Source organism: Pantoea sp. At-9b (assembly GCF_000175935.2).
GTDB lineage: Bacteria > Pseudomonadota > Gammaproteobacteria > Enterobacterales > Enterobacteriaceae > Pantoea.
Window position 1 is genome coordinate 272,529 of sequence record NC_014837.1, and the last position, 19,255, is coordinate 291,783.

Annotated in this window: 12 protein-coding genes and 1 riboswitch; of the genes, 5 read left to right on the forward strand and 7 right to left on the reverse strand. The window is 54.6% G+C overall.

Features of this window, described 5'->3' with window-relative positions; all coding sequences use genetic code 11:
* Positions 1 to 43 precede the first annotated feature (43 nt).
* Positions 44 to 1,366, reverse strand: a complete 1,323-nt coding sequence (locus tag PAT9B_RS01200) for a carbohydrate porin (protein ID WP_013507421.1) — start codon at positions 1,364 to 1,366, stop codon at positions 44 to 46.
* Positions 1,367 to 1,874: 508 nt separating this feature from the next.
* On the opposite strand from PAT9B_RS01200, the gene metA reads away from it, so the two are divergent.
* The 4 genes from metA to aceK all read left to right on the forward strand — a co-directional run bounded on the left by metA (position 1,875) and on the right by aceK (position 7,771).
* Positions 1,875 to 2,804, forward strand: a complete 930-nt coding sequence (gene metA / locus PAT9B_RS01205; protein WP_013507422.1) for a homoserine O-succinyltransferase — start codon at positions 1,875 to 1,877, stop codon at positions 2,802 to 2,804.
* Positions 2,805 to 3,069: 265 nt separating this feature from the next.
* On the forward strand, positions 3,070 to 4,668 hold the full coding sequence (gene aceB, locus PAT9B_RS01210; RefSeq protein WP_013507423.1) for a malate synthase A: 1,599 nt from the start codon (positions 3,070 to 3,072) through the stop codon (positions 4,666 to 4,668).
* Positions 4,669 to 4,684: 16 nt separating this feature from the next.
* Positions 4,685 to 5,989, forward strand: coding sequence for an isocitrate lyase (gene aceA / locus PAT9B_RS01215; RefSeq protein WP_013507424.1), 1,305 nt, complete (start codon positions 4,685 to 4,687; stop codon positions 5,987 to 5,989).
* 48 nt (positions 5,990 to 6,037) lie between these two features.
* Positions 6,038 to 7,771: a bifunctional isocitrate dehydrogenase kinase/phosphatase gene (gene aceK, locus PAT9B_RS01220; protein ID WP_013507425.1), complete on the forward strand. Its 1,734-nt coding sequence runs from the start codon at positions 6,038 to 6,040 to the stop codon at positions 7,769 to 7,771.
* Here the strand turns inward: aceK and iclR are convergent.
* The gene (gene iclR, locus PAT9B_RS01225; RefSeq protein WP_013507426.1) at positions 7,768 to 8,598 is read right to left on the reverse strand and encodes a glyoxylate bypass operon transcriptional repressor IclR; all 831 of its coding nucleotides are present in this window, start codon (positions 8,596 to 8,598) and stop codon (positions 7,768 to 7,770) included. The genes aceK and iclR overlap by 4 nt on opposite strands.
* Positions 8,599 to 8,747: 149 nt before the next feature.
* On the opposite strand from iclR, the gene metH reads away from it, so the two are divergent.
* Positions 8,748 to 12,479, forward strand: coding sequence for a methionine synthase (gene metH, locus PAT9B_RS01230; protein ID WP_013507427.1), 3,732 nt, complete (start codon positions 8,748 to 8,750; stop codon positions 12,477 to 12,479).
* 103 nt (positions 12,480 to 12,582) lie between these two features.
* Here the strand turns inward: metH and PAT9B_RS01235 are convergent, their stop codons facing one another.
* The 5 genes from PAT9B_RS01235 to pgi all read right to left on the reverse strand — a co-directional run bounded on the left by PAT9B_RS01235 (position 12,583) and on the right by pgi (position 18,540).
* Positions 12,583 to 14,673: a YjbH domain-containing protein gene (locus tag PAT9B_RS01235; protein WP_013507428.1), complete on the reverse strand. Its 2,091-nt coding sequence runs from the start codon at positions 14,671 to 14,673 to the stop codon at positions 12,583 to 12,585.
* A complete protein-coding gene (locus PAT9B_RS01240; protein WP_013507429.1) occupies positions 14,673 to 15,410 on the reverse strand; it encodes a capsule biosynthesis GfcC D2 domain-containing protein in 738 nt (245 codons plus the stop codon). Before PAT9B_RS01240 ends, PAT9B_RS01235 begins: the two co-directional genes overlap by 1 nt.
* Positions 15,407 to 16,054: a YjbF family lipoprotein gene (locus PAT9B_RS01245; RefSeq protein WP_013507430.1), complete on the reverse strand. Its 648-nt coding sequence runs from the start codon at positions 16,052 to 16,054 to the stop codon at positions 15,407 to 15,409. The genes PAT9B_RS01240 and PAT9B_RS01245 overlap by 4 nt, the downstream gene beginning before the upstream one ends.
* A 75-nt stretch (positions 16,055 to 16,129) precedes the next feature.
* A complete protein-coding gene (gene yjbE, locus PAT9B_RS01250) occupies positions 16,130 to 16,378 on the reverse strand; it encodes an exopolysaccharide production protein YjbE (RefSeq protein WP_013507431.1) in 249 nt (82 codons plus the stop codon).
* Positions 16,379 to 16,893: 515 nt separating this feature from the next.
* The gene (gene pgi, locus PAT9B_RS01255) at positions 16,894 to 18,540 is read right to left on the reverse strand and encodes a glucose-6-phosphate isomerase (RefSeq protein WP_013507432.1); all 1,647 of its coding nucleotides are present in this window, start codon (positions 18,538 to 18,540) and stop codon (positions 16,894 to 16,896) included.
* A 418-nt stretch (positions 18,541 to 18,958) separates the two neighbouring features.
* A riboswitch (Lysine riboswitch) is annotated at positions 18,959 to 19,153 on the forward strand.
* Positions 19,154 to 19,255: the final 102 nt, after the last annotated feature.

Consider the following 19,255-nt stretch of genomic DNA (forward strand, 5'->3'; position numbering starts at 1 on the left):
GTTTCGTAATGGCACGATAAATCGCGCCATTATAGGTTCACTGTTAGAACGTCAAACTCGCCGTAATACCCCCAACAAAGGCATCTTTCACGCTGCTGTCTGCACCGGGCGCGGCAACGTACTGCAGATTTGGACGGAATGTAAGCCACTGGCTGACGTTCCAGGAATAGTAAAGTTCATAGTCGTATTCAGAACCTCTAATCACCGGCAGATAAGTGGCATCATTCACGCTCTGCGCACCATTCTCTTCATTTTCCCGTTCAAGCATGCGGCTGTAGGCCGAATTCACATGTAAACGCGCCATACCTAAGCCAATCTCATCCTGTGGTCGCGCAGCAAAAAGCCCTTTCCAGCTTAAGGCGACAGTTTGGGTGTAATCGAGTTTTGAGGTGCGCTTGTCATGCATCACCTGGCTGAGTGTCAGAGACAAGCCGCGATGATTGTCGTGCTGCTGGGCAAATAATTGCTGTTGAACAATGGCATAGGCACCATAGCCATGCGCAGTGTCGCCATATTGACCATGCTGCCAACTGTGATAAACCCCACCCTGAGCCGAAGAGTAGTAAGCACCCAGACGATAATTCCCCTGTAGCGCATCAGCCCCAAGCTTTGGCTGCCAGCCAATTTCTACCGGGATCAGATTACCGTCGGAGTGATTGACCGAGAAGTGAAAGCCGCTGCCACGGTTATCGTTATCATCGTTCTGATTATAAAACCCGACCTTAACATAGACATCCGGCGTGATATTCAGCTGTAAACGTCCCATCCACTGGGATACCGGCCAGTTCATCCAGCGATCGCTACGTGATTTACCGGGGATACCCGGCCCGAGCGCCAGGTTCTGGAAATGCGACTCAATGGTGCCAAAATCCTCCCCTACCGTCGCACGACCAAACTTCAGATTGATATGATCGTTGAGAAAACCGCTACGTAACCAAAACTGCGTCAGTCGCCATGTCTGACCGCGACCGTAGACCTCCTGGACAGAAGAAAGCATCGGCGCTTTCGGGTTTGCCACCTGCTCAGACAGGTTTTGTCCGTTACGATCCGTCACCGTGGCCTGGAAATCGGTGTCCTGCCAACCCAGCAGTTTTTCCAGATCAAGATGGGTGCTAAACAACCATTGATCGGTATAACGTGCGGTGGTGGCGGATTGATAGCCACCTGCCAGATTGGCTGCACTCTCCATGACGTAATTAACATTAAAATCAATGCCCTGTTGTTGCAGGGTAGTGCGCTCGCCATCCCAATCGCCCAGCATCCACGGTGAATCGCTGGAGAAGGGCGCGGCAGCCGCAAATCCACAGGGTGACGCCATAACCAGTATGCCTGGCAAGATCAGGCCGGTGATTTTTAGTTTATGCATAGTAAAAACCTTACAGATATAATTTCCGAGCCAAAAAGTTAAATAAAGGAATATTTCAAATCAGGGATTAATAGTGTGGTCTGTTTTTATAACAGGAGTGACTTATACACTGGGTGAGGGTTTAATTTTATAAATATTTATTATGTGGTTTTGATTGAAAACAATAAAATTTATAAATAATTGAATTTATTTGATTTTATATTTTATTTTTTCGATTTTTAAATTTTGCACTTATCGAAAATAATAGTATTTACCCAACCAAAATAGTCTGTTTTATAAACCAAATAAATATGGATTGAATATTATCCTCTCCCATCCTCGGTTTAATTAAATTCTGGGGGATTTAATTTAACAGCGATATTGGTTATTCACTCACCACATCCTTAAGACACATTAAGCTGAAACATTTTCATAAATCGCATGAAGACTCGACATTCACGATACACCAGGCTAATGTCAGGCATCTGGATGTCTAAACGTTTATACGGTTGTAAGAGGTGAGCAGGTTATGCCAATCAGGGTCCCCGACGAGTTACCGGCAGTGAATTTCTTGCGCAACGAGAATGTCTTTGTGATGACCTCGTCGCGCGCCAGTGTTCAGGAGATCCGTCCGCTGAAAGTGCTGGTCCTCAATCTGATGCCAAAAAAAATTGAGACCGAAAACCAGTTCCTGCGTCTGCTCTCCAACTCGCCATTGCAGATTGATATTCAGCTGCTGCGGATCGACAGCCGTGAGTCACGTAATACACCGACCGAGCACCTGAATAATTTCTACTGTAATTTTGAAGATATTCAGGATGATAACTTCGATGGCCTGATTGTCACCGGCGCGCCGCTTGGTCTGGTGGATTTCAATGATGTGGCGTACTGGCCGCAGATTCAGCGTGTGCTGCACTGGGCAAAAGAGCATGTCACCTCGACACTGTTTGTCTGCTGGGCGGTACAGGCCGCGCTGAATATTCTCTATGGTATCCCCAAACAAACGCGCCAGCACAAACTGTCTGGCGTGTATGAGCACCAGATCCTGCATCCGCATGCATTGCTGACACGTGGTTTTGATGACAACTTCCTCGCTCCGCATTCGCGCTATGCCGACTTTCCCAGCCAACTGATCCGTGATTACACCGATCTGGAGCTGTTTGCCGAATCGGAGAGCACCGGGGCTTATCTGATGGCGAGCAAAGATAAACGTCTGGCATTTGTCACCGGTCATCCGGAATACGATGCACTGACGCTATCAGGGGAATACCATCGTGACTACGATGCCGGACTGAATCCCGAAGTGCCTTTTAACTATTTCCCTCATGACAACCCGGAGTTGCCGCCGCGCGCCACCTGGCGTAGTCACGGCAACCTGTTGTTCTCTAATTGGCTGAACTATTACGTTTACCAGATCACGCCGTTTGATCTACGACATATGAATCCGACACTCGAATAACCGTTCTAACCCGTTTGACCATGCCGTGGTTGCCTCGTGTAACCACGGCATTTTTTTTACCTGTGAGTTTATGTGGAAGTTATTGCCTTTAATTCGCGCCTTTAAATTACATTAAAATCAAAATGATAAGTCACATTAAAGATAAAAATGGAAATAGTTTTTGAAAATAAAATAAAAATCATTATGCTCTGATCTTGCCGGTTAAAAATCACCCTACAGCCCGATCCCGCAACGCAATCAGGGATCAACACAGGAGGCAGCCCGCATGACAGACTCGGTTATCAGCAGTACGCTAACCTTCAGCCAGCCCTTTACCCACGCGGAAAAGCAGCTGCTTACCCCGGAAGCGATCGACTTCCTGCACTCCCTGGTGGCGCGTTTTGCCCCGGAACGCGATCGCCTGTTGAAAGCCCGCCAACAGCGACAGCAACGTTATGATCAAGGTGCTTTACCAGGCTTTGATTTGGAAACGTCTTCCATTCGTGAAAGTGCATGGCAGGTACGTCCGATTCCCGAGCTACTGCGCGATCGTCGTGTTGAGATCACCGGTCCACCGGATCGCAAAATGGTGATCAACGCCTTGAACGCCAACGTAAAAGTTTTCATGGCGGACTTTGAGGATTCGCTGGCACCCACCTGGCAAAAACTGGTCGATGGTCAGTTGGCGCTACGTGATGCGGTGAGAGGCACGCTGAGTTTCACCAGTGAAGCGGGCAAGATCTACCAGTTACGTTCCGATCCGGCGTTGCTGATGTGCCGCGTGCGTGGCCTGCATCTGGACGAGAAACATGTGGAATGGCGTGACCGTGCCATCCCTGGCGGGTTGTTCGATTTTGCGTTGTATCTGTTTCACAACGTTGACGCGCTGCTGGAGAAAGGCCATGGGCCGTGGTTCTATCTGCCGAAAACCGAGCATGCCTCGGAAGTGGCATGGTGGCGTGAAATCTTCCGTTTCAGTGAGGATCGTTTCGATCTGCCACGCGGCACCATCAAAGCCACGGTATTGATCGAGACACTCCCGGCGGTGTTCCAGATGGATGAGATCCTGTGGGAACTGCGCGATCACGTGGTCGGTCTGAACTGCGGCCGTTGGGATTACATTTTCAGCTACATCAAAACCCTCGGACAGCATGGCGAACGCATCCTGCCGGATCGTCAGCAAATCAGCATGGATCAGCCTTTCCTTGATGCCTATTCGCGGCTGCTGATCAAAACCTGTCATCGCCGGGGCGCGTTGGCGATGGGCGGCATGTCGGCGCTAATCCCGAGCAAAGACGAAGAACGCAATGTCTGGGTGCGGCAGAAGGTACAGGAAGATAAGGCCCGCGAGGCGGCGAACGGCCACGACGGCACCTGGGTCGCCCATCCTGGATTGGCGGATATCGCGATGGCGGAATTTGATCGACAACTCGGCGATCGGCCTAACCAGTTGCATGTCAGCCGCGAGCAGGACAACCCGATCACCGCCGAGCGTCTGTTGCTTCCCTGTCGTGGCAAACGTACCGAAGCGGGCATGCGCGCTAACATCCGGGTAGCACTGCAATATCTGGAGTCGTGGATCAGCGGCAACGGCTGTGTGCCTATTGATGGCCTGATGGAAGACGCCGCCACCGCAGAAATTGCCCGTACCTCGATCTGGCAATGGATTCACCACAAGCAAATCCTCAGCGATGGTCAGCTGGTGACGTCTGCGTTGTTTGAACAACTGTTAGACGAAGAACTGCATGCGTTACAGCACAGCCTCGGCGAAGAACGTTTCCGTAACGGACGTTTTGCTGATGCGGCTGCGCTGATGGCGCAAATCACCACCGATGATGAACTGGTTCCTTTCCTCACCCTGCCAGGTTACCGCCTGCTGCCATGACCCAGGAGACATTGCCATGACGACTCGTGCACAACAAATCAAACAGCTGGAAACCACCTGGCGCGACGCGCGCTGGCAGGGCATTACCCGTCCCTATAGCGCGCAGGATGTGGTGAATTTACGGGGTTCGGTGAATCCGGCCTGCACCTTGGCCGAACGCGGTGCGCAAAAGCTGTGGTCGCTGCTGCATGGCGAATCGCAGAAAGGTTATATCAATAGCCTGGGAGCCTTGACCGGTGGTCAGGCGGTACAGCAGGCGAAGGCGGGTATTGAGGCGATTTACCTCTCGGGCTGGCAGGTGGCGGCGGATGCCAACCTTGCCGGGCAAATGTACCCGGACCAGTCGCTCTATCCGGTGAACTCGGTACCGGCGGTGGTGGAGCGGATCAACCAGAGCTTCCAGCGGGCCGATCAGATTCAGTGGGCCAGCGGGATGTCGCCGGACGTCGAAGGGTTCATTGATTACTACCTGCCGATTGTGGCGGATGCCGAAGCTGGGTTTGGCGGGGTACTCAACGCGTTTGAGTTGATGAAGTCGATGATACAGGCCGGTGCGGCGGCAGTGCATTTTGAAGATCAGCTGGCGGCAGTGAAGAAATGTGGCCATATGGGCGGCAAAGTGCTGGTGCCCACTCAGGAGGCGATTCAAAAACTGGTGGCGGCACGACTGGCGGCGGATGTCATGGATGTCCCGACGGTGCTGATTGCCCGCACCGACGCCGATGCCGCTGACCTGATCACCTCGGACTGTGATGAGTACGATCGCGCCTTTATCACCGGCGAACGTACCGCGGAAGGGTTCTTCCGCACCCGCGCCGGGATCGAGCAGGCAATCAGTCGTGGTCTGGCTTACGCCCCTTACGCGGATGTGCTGTGGTGCGAAACGTCAACGCCGGATCTGGCGCTGGCGCAGCGCTTTGCCGATGCCATCCACGCCCGCTACCCCGGCAAATTGCTGGCCTACAACTGTTCGCCGTCGTTTAACTGGAAGAAAAACCTCGATGATCACACCATCGCCCGCTTCCAACAGGCGTTGAGCGAGATGGGTTACCGCTTCCAGTTCATTACCCTGGCGGGTATTCACAGCATGTGGTTCAACATGTTCGACCTGGCGCACGCTTATGCGCAGGGCGAGGGGATGCGTCACTACGTGGAGAAAGTGCAGCAGCCCGAATTTGCAGCGCGTGAGAAGGGCTACACCTTCTCGTCCCATCAGCAGGAGGTGGGTACCGGCTATTTCGACCGCATCACCACGGTCATCCAGGGTGGCCAGTCGTCAGTGACCGCGCTGACCGGTTCCACTGAAGCCGCGCAGTTCTGAGTTGTGACCCCGGCCCATGGAGGGGCCATATTGCCGGGAGACCTGCCCATGCCGCCGAGAGAATCCCTGATCGCCCATACCATTCTGCAAGGTTTTGACGCGCAGTATGGCCGCTTTCTCGACATCACCGCCGGTGCTCAGCAGCGCTTTGAACAGGCCGACTGGCACGCCGTGCAGCAGGCGATGAAAGCGCGTATTCACCTTTATGATCACCATGTTGGGTTGGTAGCGAACCAGCTGCGCATCATTAACGGGGCGGCAGACTGGGATGACGCCTTCTGGCTGCGGGTGAAAAGCCACTACGAAACGCTGCTACCGGGTTATCCGCGCCATGAGATTGCCGAAAGCTTCTTTAACTCGGTGTATTGCCGCTTGCAGGGCCATAGTCATCTGTCGCCAGAGCGGCTGTTTATCTTTCCTTCGCAACCCTTTGCCCCGGCACCGGAAGCACCGCGTCCACTCTCACGCCTGTATCGGCCACAGCACAGCTGGCAGGAGACGCTGCGCCAGATCCTCAACGATATCCCGCTGCGTCTGCCGTGGCAGGATCAGGCGCGGGATATCAATTGGGTGGTGCGGCATCTGCACGAACAATTCAGCGCGCTGCAACTGGCGACGGCGACGCTGGATGTTGCCAGCGAGCTGTTTTACCGCAATAAAACGGCATGGATAGTGGCACGCCTGCGACTGGCAGATGCCACTTTCCCGTGCCTGTTACCTATTCAGCGTGATGAAGCCGGACGGCTGTGGATTGATACCTGCCTGACTGACAGCAACGATGCCAGCATCGTGTTCGGTTTCGCTCGTGCCTACTTTATGGTTTATGCGCCAGTGCCCGCTGCGCTGGTGGCATGGCTGGCTCCCATTCTGCCCGGTAAAACCATCGCCGAACGCTATATGGCGATTGGCTGCCAGAAACATGGCAAAACCGAATGCTATCGTGAATATCTGCACTACCTGGCGCACAGTGAGGAAGATTTCACCATTGCGCCCGGCGTGCGCGGCATGGTGATGCTGGTTTTCACGCTGCCGGGTTTTGATCGGGTCTTTAAGGTGATTAAAGATCGCTTCGCTCCGCAGAAGGAGGTCACGGAAGCGCAGGTGCGTGACTGCTATCAACGGGTCAAGGAGCATGATCGTGTAGGGCGCATGGCGGATACCCAAGAGTTTGAACACTTCGCGTTGCCGCGCGCCCGCGTCCCGGCGGCGCTGCTGGCTGAATTTGAGCGCGATATCCCGGAAAAAATCTGCATTGAAGATGACGTGGTGATTATTCGCCATCTGTGGTTGGAGCGCCGTATGCAGCCGCTGAACCTGTGGCTGGCCCAGGCCGATGCAACGCAGCGTCGTCACGCCGTCGAAGAGTATGGTGATGCTATCCGTCAGCTGGCAGCAGCAAACATTTTTCCCGGCGACATGTTATTTAAAAACTTTGGTATGACGCGCCATGGCCGGGTGGTGTTTTACGACTACGATGAAATCCGCCCGATGACTGAGCTACAGTTTCGCGATGTACCGCCAGCGCGGTACGAGGAGGATGAACTCCAGGCCGAGCCGTGGTACAGCGTCGGAGCGGATGATGTGTTCCCGGAAACCTTTCGCTATGCGTTGTGCAGCGAGCCGGCTACCGGAAAGTTGCTGCTGGCATTGCATCCGGAGCTGTTCGATCCCGGCTGGTGGCGCGCCCAGCAGGCGCGCATTCGTCAGGGACACATTGAAGAAGTGATGGCGTGGCGGACAGCACAGCGCTTCAGCGTGCGTTATGCGTTGGTCCCCGCTTAGCGTCCGGCGTAAGCCTGGGTGACCTGTTTCGCGGCACGGATCACCAGCGCACCCAGTTCGGTGATACGGTCATCGGTCATGCGGGCAATCGGGCCGGAAATGGAGATCGCCGCGAAGGGGTCGCCATGTTCATCATAAATGGTTGCCGCGACGCAGCGCAGGCCCAGTGCGTGCTCTTCATCATCGTGCGAAAAGCCCACCTTGCGAATCAGCGCGAGATTTTCCTTCAGGCTGTGCGGCGACATCAGAGTTTTGGGGGTGTAGTAGTGCAGCCCTTTTTGATGCAGCAGCGCCGTCACCTGCTCATCGCTCAGATGCGCGAGGAAGGCTTTGCCTGCGCCGGACGCGTGCATTGGCAACTTACCGCCAATCGGTGCGGACATGCGCATCAGCTGGGTGCACTGTACCTGGTCGATAATCACTGCCTGATAATCGCTGAGATCCAGCACCGCGAGATTGACCGTCTCTCCGGCATCTTCCATTAACTTGCGCAGAATGGGATGGACAATCGCCAACAGATTACGACTTTGCAGGAAGCTGCTGCCGACGACAAACGCATGCGAACCAATTGCCCAGAAGCCGAGATCGCCCACCTGATGGACGAAACCCTGCTGCTGCATGGTGGTCAGCAGGCGATGGGTGGTGGAGTTGGGCAGGCCAGCCTGTTGCGCCAGTTCGGTCAGCGGCACGCTGCCGTGTGATTCTGCAATCAGTTCCAGCAAACGCAGGCCGCGCGTCAGGGATTGAACCTGGCCGCCAGCAGGGGCCGCGCTGACCGCAGCGCTACGGGGTTTTTTGCCGCGTTTGGCGGGAACGGGGGTAGCCATGTCTTCTCCAGAATTGCTTCAGATATGGAAACCATTTTCGTTTTTCGCCAGGTGAATGCAAACGTTGACTTACTGGTCGGATCTGTAAAGTCACAGCCTGAAAATGTCTCAACTGTCATAACTTTTACCCACCGGAAAGTTATGCCAGTATGTCTGGCTGGCATTTCAGCCAACGTAATGACGTGGACGGGGCAAGAGTGAGCAACAGAATAGAAGCGCTGCATCAGCAGCTCGCGCGACGCATCATGATTCTGGATGGTGGCATGGGCACCATGATCCAGAGTTATAAACTGGACGAACAGGATTTTCGTGGCAGCCGTTTTGTCGACTGGCCATGCGATCTGAAAGGTAACAACGATCTGTTGGTGCTGTCCAAACCCGAGGTGATCCGCGAGATCCATCATGCCTACCTCGCGGCGGGTGCTGATATTCTGGAAACCAATACCTTCAACTCCACTACCATCGCGATGGCGGATTACGAGATGGAAGCGCTGTCGGCGGAGATTAACTTCGAGGCGGCGAAACTGGCGCGTGCTTGTGCCGACGAATGGAGCGCGAAAACCCCTGAGCGTCCACGCTACGTGGCCGGGGTGCTTGGCCCGACCAACCGTACCTGCTCCATCTCACCTGACGTCAACGATCCCGCTTTCCGTAACATCACCTTTAATCAGCTGGTGGACGCCTATCGCGAATCCACTCATGCGCTGATTAAAGGCGGTTCTGACCTGATCATGATCGAAACGGTGTTCGATACCCTTAACGCCAAAGCGGCGATCTACGCGGTACAGGCCGAGATGGAGGCGATGGGGGTGAAGCTGCCGCTGATGATCTCCGGCACCATCACCGATGCCTCGGGGCGTACTCTCTCCGGTCAGACCACCGAAGCCTTCTACAACTCGCTGCGCCACGCCGAGCCACTCTCCTTTGGCTTGAACTGCGCGCTGGGGCCGGATGAACTGCGCCAATACGTTGCCGAACTGTCGCGCATTGCCGAAGGTTATGTCACTGCACACCCTAACGCTGGTCTGCCCAACGCTTTTGGTGAGTACGATCTCGATGCCGCCACCATGGCACAACAGATTGGCGAATGGGCGCGATCCGGCTTTCTGAATATTATCGGCGGCTGTTGCGGTACCACGCCGGAGCATATCGCGGCGATGGCGGCAGTCGTCGACGGCGTAGCCCCACGCCAACTGCCGGAGATTCCGGTGGCGTGCCGCTTGTCCGGGCTGGAGCCGCTCAACATCAGTGCCGACTCGCTGTTCGTCAACGTCGGTGAGCGTACCAACGTGACCGGTTCGGCGAAGTTTAAGCGACTGATTAAAGAAGAGAAATACAACGAAGCGTTGGATGTGGCGCGTCAGCAGGTAGAAAGCGGCGCGCAAATCATCGATATCAACATGGACGAAGGCATGTTGGATGCAGAAGCGGCAATGGTGCGCTTCCTCAACCTGATTGCCGGTGAACCGGATATCGCTCGTGTGCCGATCATGATCGATTCCTCCAAATGGGAGGTGATTGAGAAAGGGCTGCAATGCATCCAGGGCAAAGGCATCGTCAACTCGATTTCGATGAAGGAGGGGATTGAACCCTTTATCGATCACGCGCGTAAAGTGCGTCGTTACGGTGCGGCGATGGTGGTGATGGCGTTTGACGAAGTGGGTCAGGCGGACACGCGTGCGCGCAAAATTGAAATCTGCCGTCGTGCCTACCAGATCCTCACCGAAGAAGTGGGCTTCCCGCCAGAAGATATCATCTTCGACCCGAACATTTTTGCCGTTGCTACCGGTATTGAAGAGCACAACAACTACGCGATGGACTTTATCGGTGCGTGTGAAGATATCAAGCGCGAACTGCCACATGCGATGATTTCCGGCGGCGTCTCCAACGTGTCGTTCTCCTTCCGGGGTAACGAACCGGTGCGCGAAGCGATTCATGCGGTGTTCCTCTACTACGCGATTCGCAACGGGATGGACATGGGCATCGTTAACGCCGGTCAGCTGGCGATTTATGACGATTTGCCCGCTGAACTGCGCGATGCGGTGGAGGATGTGATCCTCAACCGCCGTGACGATGGCACTGAGCGCCTGCTGGAGCTGGCAGAGAAATACCGTGGTGCCAAGGGCGATGGCGAGCAGGAAAAACAGCAGGCGGAATGGCGCAGCTGGGATGTGGTCAAACGCCTCGAATATTCACTGGTGAAAGGTATCACCGAGTTTATCGAGCAAGACACCGAAGAGGCGCGTCAGGCATCTGCCCGTCCGATTGAGGTGATTGAAGGGCCGCTGATGTCTGGCATGAACGTGGTGGGCGATCTGTTTGGCGAAGGGAAGATGTTCCTGCCGCAGGTGGTGAAATCCGCGCGCGTCATGAAGCAGGCCGTGGCTTACCTTGAACCCTTTATCCAGGCGAGCAAAGAAGCGGGCAGCAGCAACGGCAAAATTGTGCTGGCGACGGTGAAGGGGGATGTGCACGACATCGGCAAAAACATCGTTGGCGTGGTGCTGCAATGTAACAACTACGAAATCATCGACCTCGGTGTGATGGTGCCGAGCGACAAAATTCTGAAAACGGCGATTGAGCAGAAGGCCGACATCATTGGTCTCTCCGGGCTGATCACCCCGTCGCTGGATGAGATGGTCAACGTGGCGAAAGAGATGGAGCGTCAGGGCTTTACCCTGCCGCTGCTGATTGGCGGCGCGACCACCTCCAAGGCGCATACGGCGGTGAAAATCGAACAGAACTACAGCGGCCCGACGGTGTACGTGCAGAACGCCTCGCGCACGGTGGGTGTCGTCTCTTCGCTGCTGTCACCGACGCTGAAGGAGGATTTTGTCGCCCGAACGCGTAAAGAATACGACACTGTGCGTATTCAGCATGCGCGTAAGAAGCCGCGCACCCCGCCGGTCAGTCTGCAAACCGCGCGTGACAATGATTTCGCCTTTGACTGGGCAAGTTATACGCCGCCGGTGGCGCATCGTCTCGGCGTCACGGCGGTGGAAGCCAGCATCGAAACGCTGCGTAACTACATCGACTGGACACCGTTCTTTATGACCTGGTCGCTGGCCGGAAAATATCCGCGCATTCTGCAAGATGAAGTGGTGGGCGAAGAGGCGCAGCGTCTGTTCCACGACGCTAACGCCATGCTCGATATGCTGGGTCAACAAGGCACGCTACAGCCGCGCGGCGTGGTGGGGATTTTCCCGGCCAACCGGGTCGGCGATGATATCGAGATTTACACCGATGAAAACCGCAACCAGGTGTTGTGTGTGAGCCATCACTTACGCCAGCAGACGGAAAAAACCGACTTTGCTAACTATTGCCTCGCCGACTTCGTTGCGCCGAAGTCGAGCGGCAAAGCAGATTATCTGGGCGCTTTCGCGGTGACCGGTGGCTTGGAGGAAGATGCGCTGGCGGAGGCATACGACCAGCAGCATGATGACTACAACAAAATCATGATCAAGGCGGTGGCGGATCGTTTAGCGGAAGCGTTCGCGGAGTATTTACATGAGCGGGTGCGTAAGGTGATCTGGGGCTTTGCTGCTCATGAAAATCTCAGCAATGACGAACTGATTCGTGAGAATTATCAGGGTATTCGTCCGGCACCGGGTTATCCAGCCTGCCCTGAGCACACTGAGAAAGCGCAAATCTGGCAACTGCTGGATGTGGAAACCCATACCGGCATGAAACTGACGGAGTCCTTCGCCATGTGGCCGGGGGCGTCAGTATCGGGCTGGTATTTCAGCCATCCTGATAGCCGTTATTTTGCCGTGGCACAGATTCAGCGCGACCAGGTGGAAGATTATGCGGCGCGTAAAGGAATGAGCATCAGTGAAGTCGAGCGCTGGTTAGCCCCGAACCTCGGCTACGACGCGGACTAGTCTTTGCGCGATGAATCACGCCGCTACAAACATGTAATGAACCGTAGCGGCGCGATTTATCGCGCATATTGGGCGACCAGAGGGTCGCCCATTTTTATGGCGGTTAATTAAAACGCGCGTCACGATCAGCGGTCATATCATACAGCTGGTATTTACGTCCCAGCATCTGACCACCATCACGCGTCAACGGTACCCAGTTCACCTGCGCACGACCGCGGGTTGGCGTCACGGTAAACAGGTCCATCGGAATCGAGATATAGAAGCCTTTGGTGAAACTGCCTTCGCCATACTCTTCCGCTGAAACGTTGGTTTTGGTGGCGTAGAAGCCAACGATCACACCGCTGTCGAATTGCTTCGACATGTCCACCGTCACGCCTTTATCCTTCGCCAGATACTGCCCGACACTGGCTTTCACCAACACGTTCTCCATAAACCACGGACGCCAGTAAGCCGTCAGATTTCCGACTGGCGCTTTGTAGTCGGTGAACTTCATCATGTTGTTCCAGTCGCGCTGCTTGACGTAGTTAGCATCAACGCCAAACGCCCAGTTGCTGTCGACCGGACGGTACAACATCTCGCCACCGACACCGCCATACATGGTTTCCAGATAACCGCCGTACACCTGGCCGTAGAAACCATTGCCAAGGTAATGCATGTAGTTGGCTTGCAGGTCATTGATATAAACGTTGTTCTCAACGTACTGGCGAATATGGGTACGCACGCGTGGCAGGCCGTTGCTGGCCGATAAGCCATTGTAATTAAACTTATCGTAGTTGTTGGCGATGTTGCCAAACAGGCTGCCGCCGACCAGCAGATGATCCGTCAGCCAGTAATCAACGTTACCCATCACGCCGACCTGGTACATATAGAAACTTTCAGGTCCACCGACCGACTGATTCAGCACCGGCGACAGGCTATAGTTCAGCCGATCTTTTCGGATGAAGTAACCCTGCTCGGTTTCACCCGGATCGACCGGATCAATCCGCTGCTGTTGTAACGGCTGCTCCTGGCCCAACGGGTACCCGGCGAGATCGTTGTGCAAGCTGGCGACATCGGTACGGGTGGTCACCTGAGGCATATTAAAGCGCGATTCGGTCACATCGATGGTCTTAATGCCTGCCGGCAGATTATTCATGATGATGCGGTTCGCACGATCGACACCTTCGGTGGTGTCACGGTATTTGGTCTGCTCGCCAGAGACATACAGCGTATCGCCTTTGGTCTGAATCTGCGGGCCATTGAGACCGGCGTTGTATTTCAGATCGGTCAGCTGGTTTGCCACCACGGTCGACTGCAACAACTCGCCCTGTGGCTGCGGATGATAGTCTGGTTTGGCGCTGTCGATATGCGGCTGGCGCAGGTCGTTAAAGTTAGTGCGAATGGTGAAGCCAAACATAAAGGTATTGCCGCGTTCGTAACTGGCGTTGATATCCGCCCAGTCAGTGACACGATAAATCGCCCCGACGTTAACTTTACTGCGCTGCTCCAGACGACCGGCAAAGTCATCCTGGTAGTTGTTACCCTCATATTCGACTTTCAGGCGCAGTGGCTGCCACGGTGTTTGATATTCGATACCGCCAAACAGCGCGGCCGGGCCGTGGAACATCTGTGAACCGTTGATTGAACCGGTTTCGCCACCGCTGCTACGGCTACAGAAGCTGGCGCTGTATGAACAGAACGGGTTTTTGATGCTGCCACTGTTGCCGAGATAACCCCAGCCGATGCCGAAGGTGAAATCGAACGGCCCCCAGGCTTTGGTGCCCACCAGATATTCGCTGTCAAACAGGCCGGTGCCGCCCAAATCGCGTGTGCCGAGCGACACTTCCGGCAGCCAGTAACTCTCTTGCCATAGCCGCAGTTTCAGGTCGAAGGCTTTGTCTTTATAGCTCTGGTTACCACTGAAACTCTCGCTGCCGCTGTAGAGACGGGTACGCACGTCGGTATAGCGCACGGTGCTTTCGAGCCACGGGAACAGTTGCAGTGACGCCGAATAGTAGCGGTACTGGTCGTTGTTGCGATAGTTGAGGCTGAACTCGCCATCACGCGACATGCGTGCGGTCGGCACCTGTAACAGGCCGACACCGCCGAAGTCAGATTGTGACGGGCCAATCGGGTCGTCATAGCTTGCCGCCTGGACGTTACAGGCAGCGGAAACAGCAACAGCCAGCAGGCTGAGAAGGTAATGTTTTTTCATCAGTCTGGAATCCGGTGAGTCAGAACAGAAATCATGCGGTCATTCAGGTCGCTCTGGCCCCAGGGCAGGCTCCACGATGAAAAACCGAGCCAGATAATGCTGCCAGGCTCCACTTCCACATGACGATGATTCCAGTACGCAATCGGCACTTGCTGTGTCTCGCCAGAAGGGGCAATCACCGTGGCGAAGCTGCGCTCACCACCGGAAAGACGATCGTGATCGGCCAGATAGCTACGCACCGTGCGGCCGGGTTGCCAGCTCACTTTGCCGGGATGCTCCAGCGCCCCGAGCACCAGCACCTGAGTTGGCGCGGCCAGCGTGTAGAGGTCATAACTGCCCTGCAGGATACGATTGGCTTCTGGCCGGAGGCGTACCCAGTCGGGATCGAGCGAGGTAAACTGACGCCCCGTCACCGGGGTAGCGGCTAACTGTTGGATAACCGCGCCAATGGCGGCGGCACGCTCTCCGCTGTTATCCGCCTGCCAGGCGCGCAAATCGGCCAGCAACTGTTGTTGCTGCTGTTTTGCCACTGCCGTGGCAGCGTGTTCGGCGATCACCGTACCGGGCCACCAGGTGTGGATCGCCGGGTTGCTCAACAGTTGGCTGAGGTTTTGCGCATGGTCAACCTGTAAGGTGGCGCGATGTGGTCCGTCGTGGACGATAACCTGGCTATCGGCCAGCGCGTTGCCCGCAGTGAACAGCGCCAGTCCCGCCAGCAAAGACGTTATTTTTTTCATGATTTCGCCGGTTTCAGAATGGTGGTTTCAATCGGGAATTCGCCTGCTGCCAGCATCTGCGTGGCCTGCAGCACGGTGCCGTCGCGGTTATCGAGCCAGAAGGTGTTCTGCCACTCACGACCGATGCTGTCGATGCGCACCGTTTCATGCCATACCCGGCAGGGAACGCGCTCACCCGCGATATTCAGCACTTCATCATCACCGCGCTGAAATTGGGAGACAGCGGTAGCGGCGCGCAGCTTCTCCTTCTCACGCCACTGCACCAAGCGGGTCCAGCTGGCACCGTTTTGCAGGTGCAGCGGATCGGCCAGCGGGTCCTGCGCCAGATTGCTGACATCAATCAGGTTGTCGATCAGGCCAAGGGTTTTCACCAGGCGTCCGTGCTGCATCACCAGCATCGCTCTGTCCTGGGTTATCCATTTCTGTTGGCCGTTTTCGTTGTAACCCAGCACCACAAAGATGCGCTGGCCTTCGTTGATGCGGGCGTAGAGGCTGGCGTAGGGCAGACTGGCAACCTGCTCATTGGTCACCGTGACATCATCCGGTCCGCTGATAGCAAGCATGACGGTCTGTTCCAGACCTTTTTGCGTTTGAGTACAGGCCTGCAATAGCAGGCAGAGAAGCAGCAAAGGAAGTCGGCGCACTGTGTGTCCCTGATTAAAGCGAATCAATGCAAAAAATAACCACACGAATGTGTGGTTATGTTTAAAGGTGCTACATCAACGAGTGGTACCCGTTGTGGTCGTGGTTGTTGTACCGGTATTTGCACCGTCACCACCGCCAGAAGCGGCAATGCCGAGACCTACCAACGCACCGAGTGCACCGATACCCACAGCGGTTGATGCACCAGCGGACATAGCACCCGCCTGCGCACCTGCTGCGGCACCAGCGTCTTCCGGTGCGGCAATCGCAGCGGAAGAAACGGCAACGTAAAGTAAGGCTGCACCGGCAACCATAAGTTTTTTCATAACAGCTTTCCTGCATCTATATGAATGAAGGATTTACCCTTTTAGGGCGCGTTCAGTATAGGGCAACAAATTACCAGAGTTCAGCGTGAGGGGAAGTAAAGGAAAATAGCAGGCGTTTCTGGTGATAAATAAGGCAAAATAGCGATAGTTGCTTTTTTTTATTGGAGTTTTTATTTGAACTGGAATAACTGCATGGTTGTGTGATTGCAGGCAGGATTTTTCACTTTTGCATTAAGAATTGGTACGGAATCGGAATATTCGGAATTCCCTTAATATGAATAAATAAAAAGAATCTATTAATCATGATGATAGAGATAAATCCTGACCTAAATAGATCCATGTTTTTTAGAGGTTAGTTCAATTTGCACACAAAATCTTCGGAATTTGCCTAAGTCATTTTAAGAATTATCTAACCAATCATAGTCCATTAAATAACAAATTTTGCCGGGTTATTGCATATTAGACGTAAAAAAGGCGGCCATATTGCCGCCTTATGATAAAACCCGGGAAAAAGATTAACGCCAGGATTTGTAGCGATTAATTAAGCCATTGGTGGAACTGTCGTGGCTGGCAATTTTCGCGTCATTTTCCAGTTCTGGCAGAATACGGTTTGCCAGCTGTTTACCCAGTTCAACGCCCCATTGGTCAAAGGTGAAGATGTTGAGAATTGCGCCCTGCGTGAAGATTTTGTGTTCATACAGCGCAATCAACGCACCGAGGCTGAACGGGGTGATTTCGCGCAGCAGGATGGAGTTGGTGGGGCGGTTACCTTCAAACACTTTGAACGGTACGATGTGTGCGACCGACTCGGCGGATTTACCCGCATCGGTAAACTCTTTCTCAACCACAGCGCGTGACTTACCAAATGCCAGCGCTTCGGTCTGGGCGAAGAAGTTAGACAGCAGCTTCGGATGATGGTCGGTCAGGGCGTTATGGGTCTGCGCCGGGGCGATAAAATCACACGGAATCAGTTTGGTGCCCTGATGGATCAGCTGATAGAAGGCGTGCTGACCATTGGTGCCCGGCTCACCCCAGATGATGGGGCCAGTCTGGTAATCCACCGCGTTACCGTCGCGATCCACGTATTTACCGTTGGACTCCATGTTGCCCTGCTGGAAGTAGGCAGCAAAGCGATGCATGTACTGGTCGTATGGCAGAATGGCTTCGGTTTCGGCACCAAAGAAGTTGTTGTACCAGATACCGATCAACGCCAGCAATACCGGTAGGTTCTGCTCGGCTGGCGTGGTGGAGAAGTGTTTGTCCATGGCGTGCGCGCCACTCAGCAACTGCTCGAAGTTGTCGAAGCCGATGGACAGGATGATCGACAGGCCAATCGCCGACCACAGAGAATAACGGCCGCCGACCCAGTCCCAGAACTCGAACATATTGGCGGTATCAATACCGAACTCACCCACGGCTTTGCCGTTGGTTGAGAGCGCGGCGAAGTGTTTCGCCACATGCTGCTGATCGCCAGCGGCTTTCAGGAACCAGTCGCGCGCGCTGTGGGCGTTGGTCATGGTTTCCTGCGTGGTGAAGGTTTTGGAGGCAACGAGGAACAGCGTGGTTTCCGGGCTGAGATCTTTCAGCGTTTCGGCAATATGGGTGCCATCGACGTTGGAAACAAAGTGCATGTTCAGGTGGTTTTTGTATGGGCGCAGTGCTTCGGTCACCATGAACGGACCCAGGTCAGAACCGCCGATACCGATGTTCACCACGTCAGTGATGGCTTTGCCGGTATAACCTTTCCATTCACCGCTGATGATGCGCTCAGAGAAGCCTTTCATCTTCGCCAGTACTGCATTCACTTCCGGCATCACATCTTTGCCATCGACCACAATCGGCGTGTTGCTGCGGTTACGCAGGGCGACGTGCAGCACGGCGCGGTCTTCGGTGCGGTTGATCTTCTCACCAGAGAACATGGATTTGATTGCGCCCGCCAGATCGGTTTCTTTTGCCAGCGCCTGCAATTTGTCGAGGGTTTCCTGGGTAATACGGTTTTTTGAGAAATCCACCAACATCTGATCATCAAAGGTGGCAGAGAATTTCGCAAAACGATCGGCATCCTGAGCGAACAGGTCGGCGATCTGCACCGATTTCATCTGGTCAAAATGCTGCTGCAGCGCTTTCCAGGCTGCGGTTTGTGTCGGATTGATATTTTTCATGGCAACACTCTTGTTGAAATAAAAAGAACTGTCATTCCAACCGGGCGCATCCAGCTGGCCCGGCTTGCTTAGCATTCTGGCGGCGACTTCTGCTGCCGCGACGGGTTTCAGTATGACCACAGTTGCTACTGAAAGGAAAAAAATTGTGATTTCGCGCGCCGTTGCCGGATCGCATCCGGCAGGGTTGCTGCGATGATTCCGGTGCATTTTCAGCAAAATCCGCTGTGGATTCCCTGTGCCGAATCAGGAAATGGCCGGATTGCCTGCCACCAGCCACTACTTTAGGCGGGAGTTAACCCGGCTGTTTGTTCTGCGATGCGCACGACACAGCGTGAATGTGAAAAATCCTCAAACATCAGGCGTTGACAGCGGAACAATTAACCTATATTTATGTGCGCGCTACTTACGCCTCCGGGTGTAAGCCAGAAGAGGCGCGTCGCCCAGGCAGTGTGTTGGAGGAACCGTATCCGGGGATAACACATCAGGGGGTGCGACGCCGAGGTGGGGCAACACGCGGTGTGTTGTGCTGTCGGCTGCAGGGGCTGAATCCTCTGGGTTGTCACCAGAAACGTCCACAGTCGGACGTTTCGCAAGGTGAAGCGCTTCTGGGTGACTCGTCTCATGATCTTGTCTGCCCATTTCTGCTCTTCTCTTGTGCCAAGGCTGATAGAATGTCTCCCGTCCCAACAACGCGGGAGAAAGATAACCTGACACG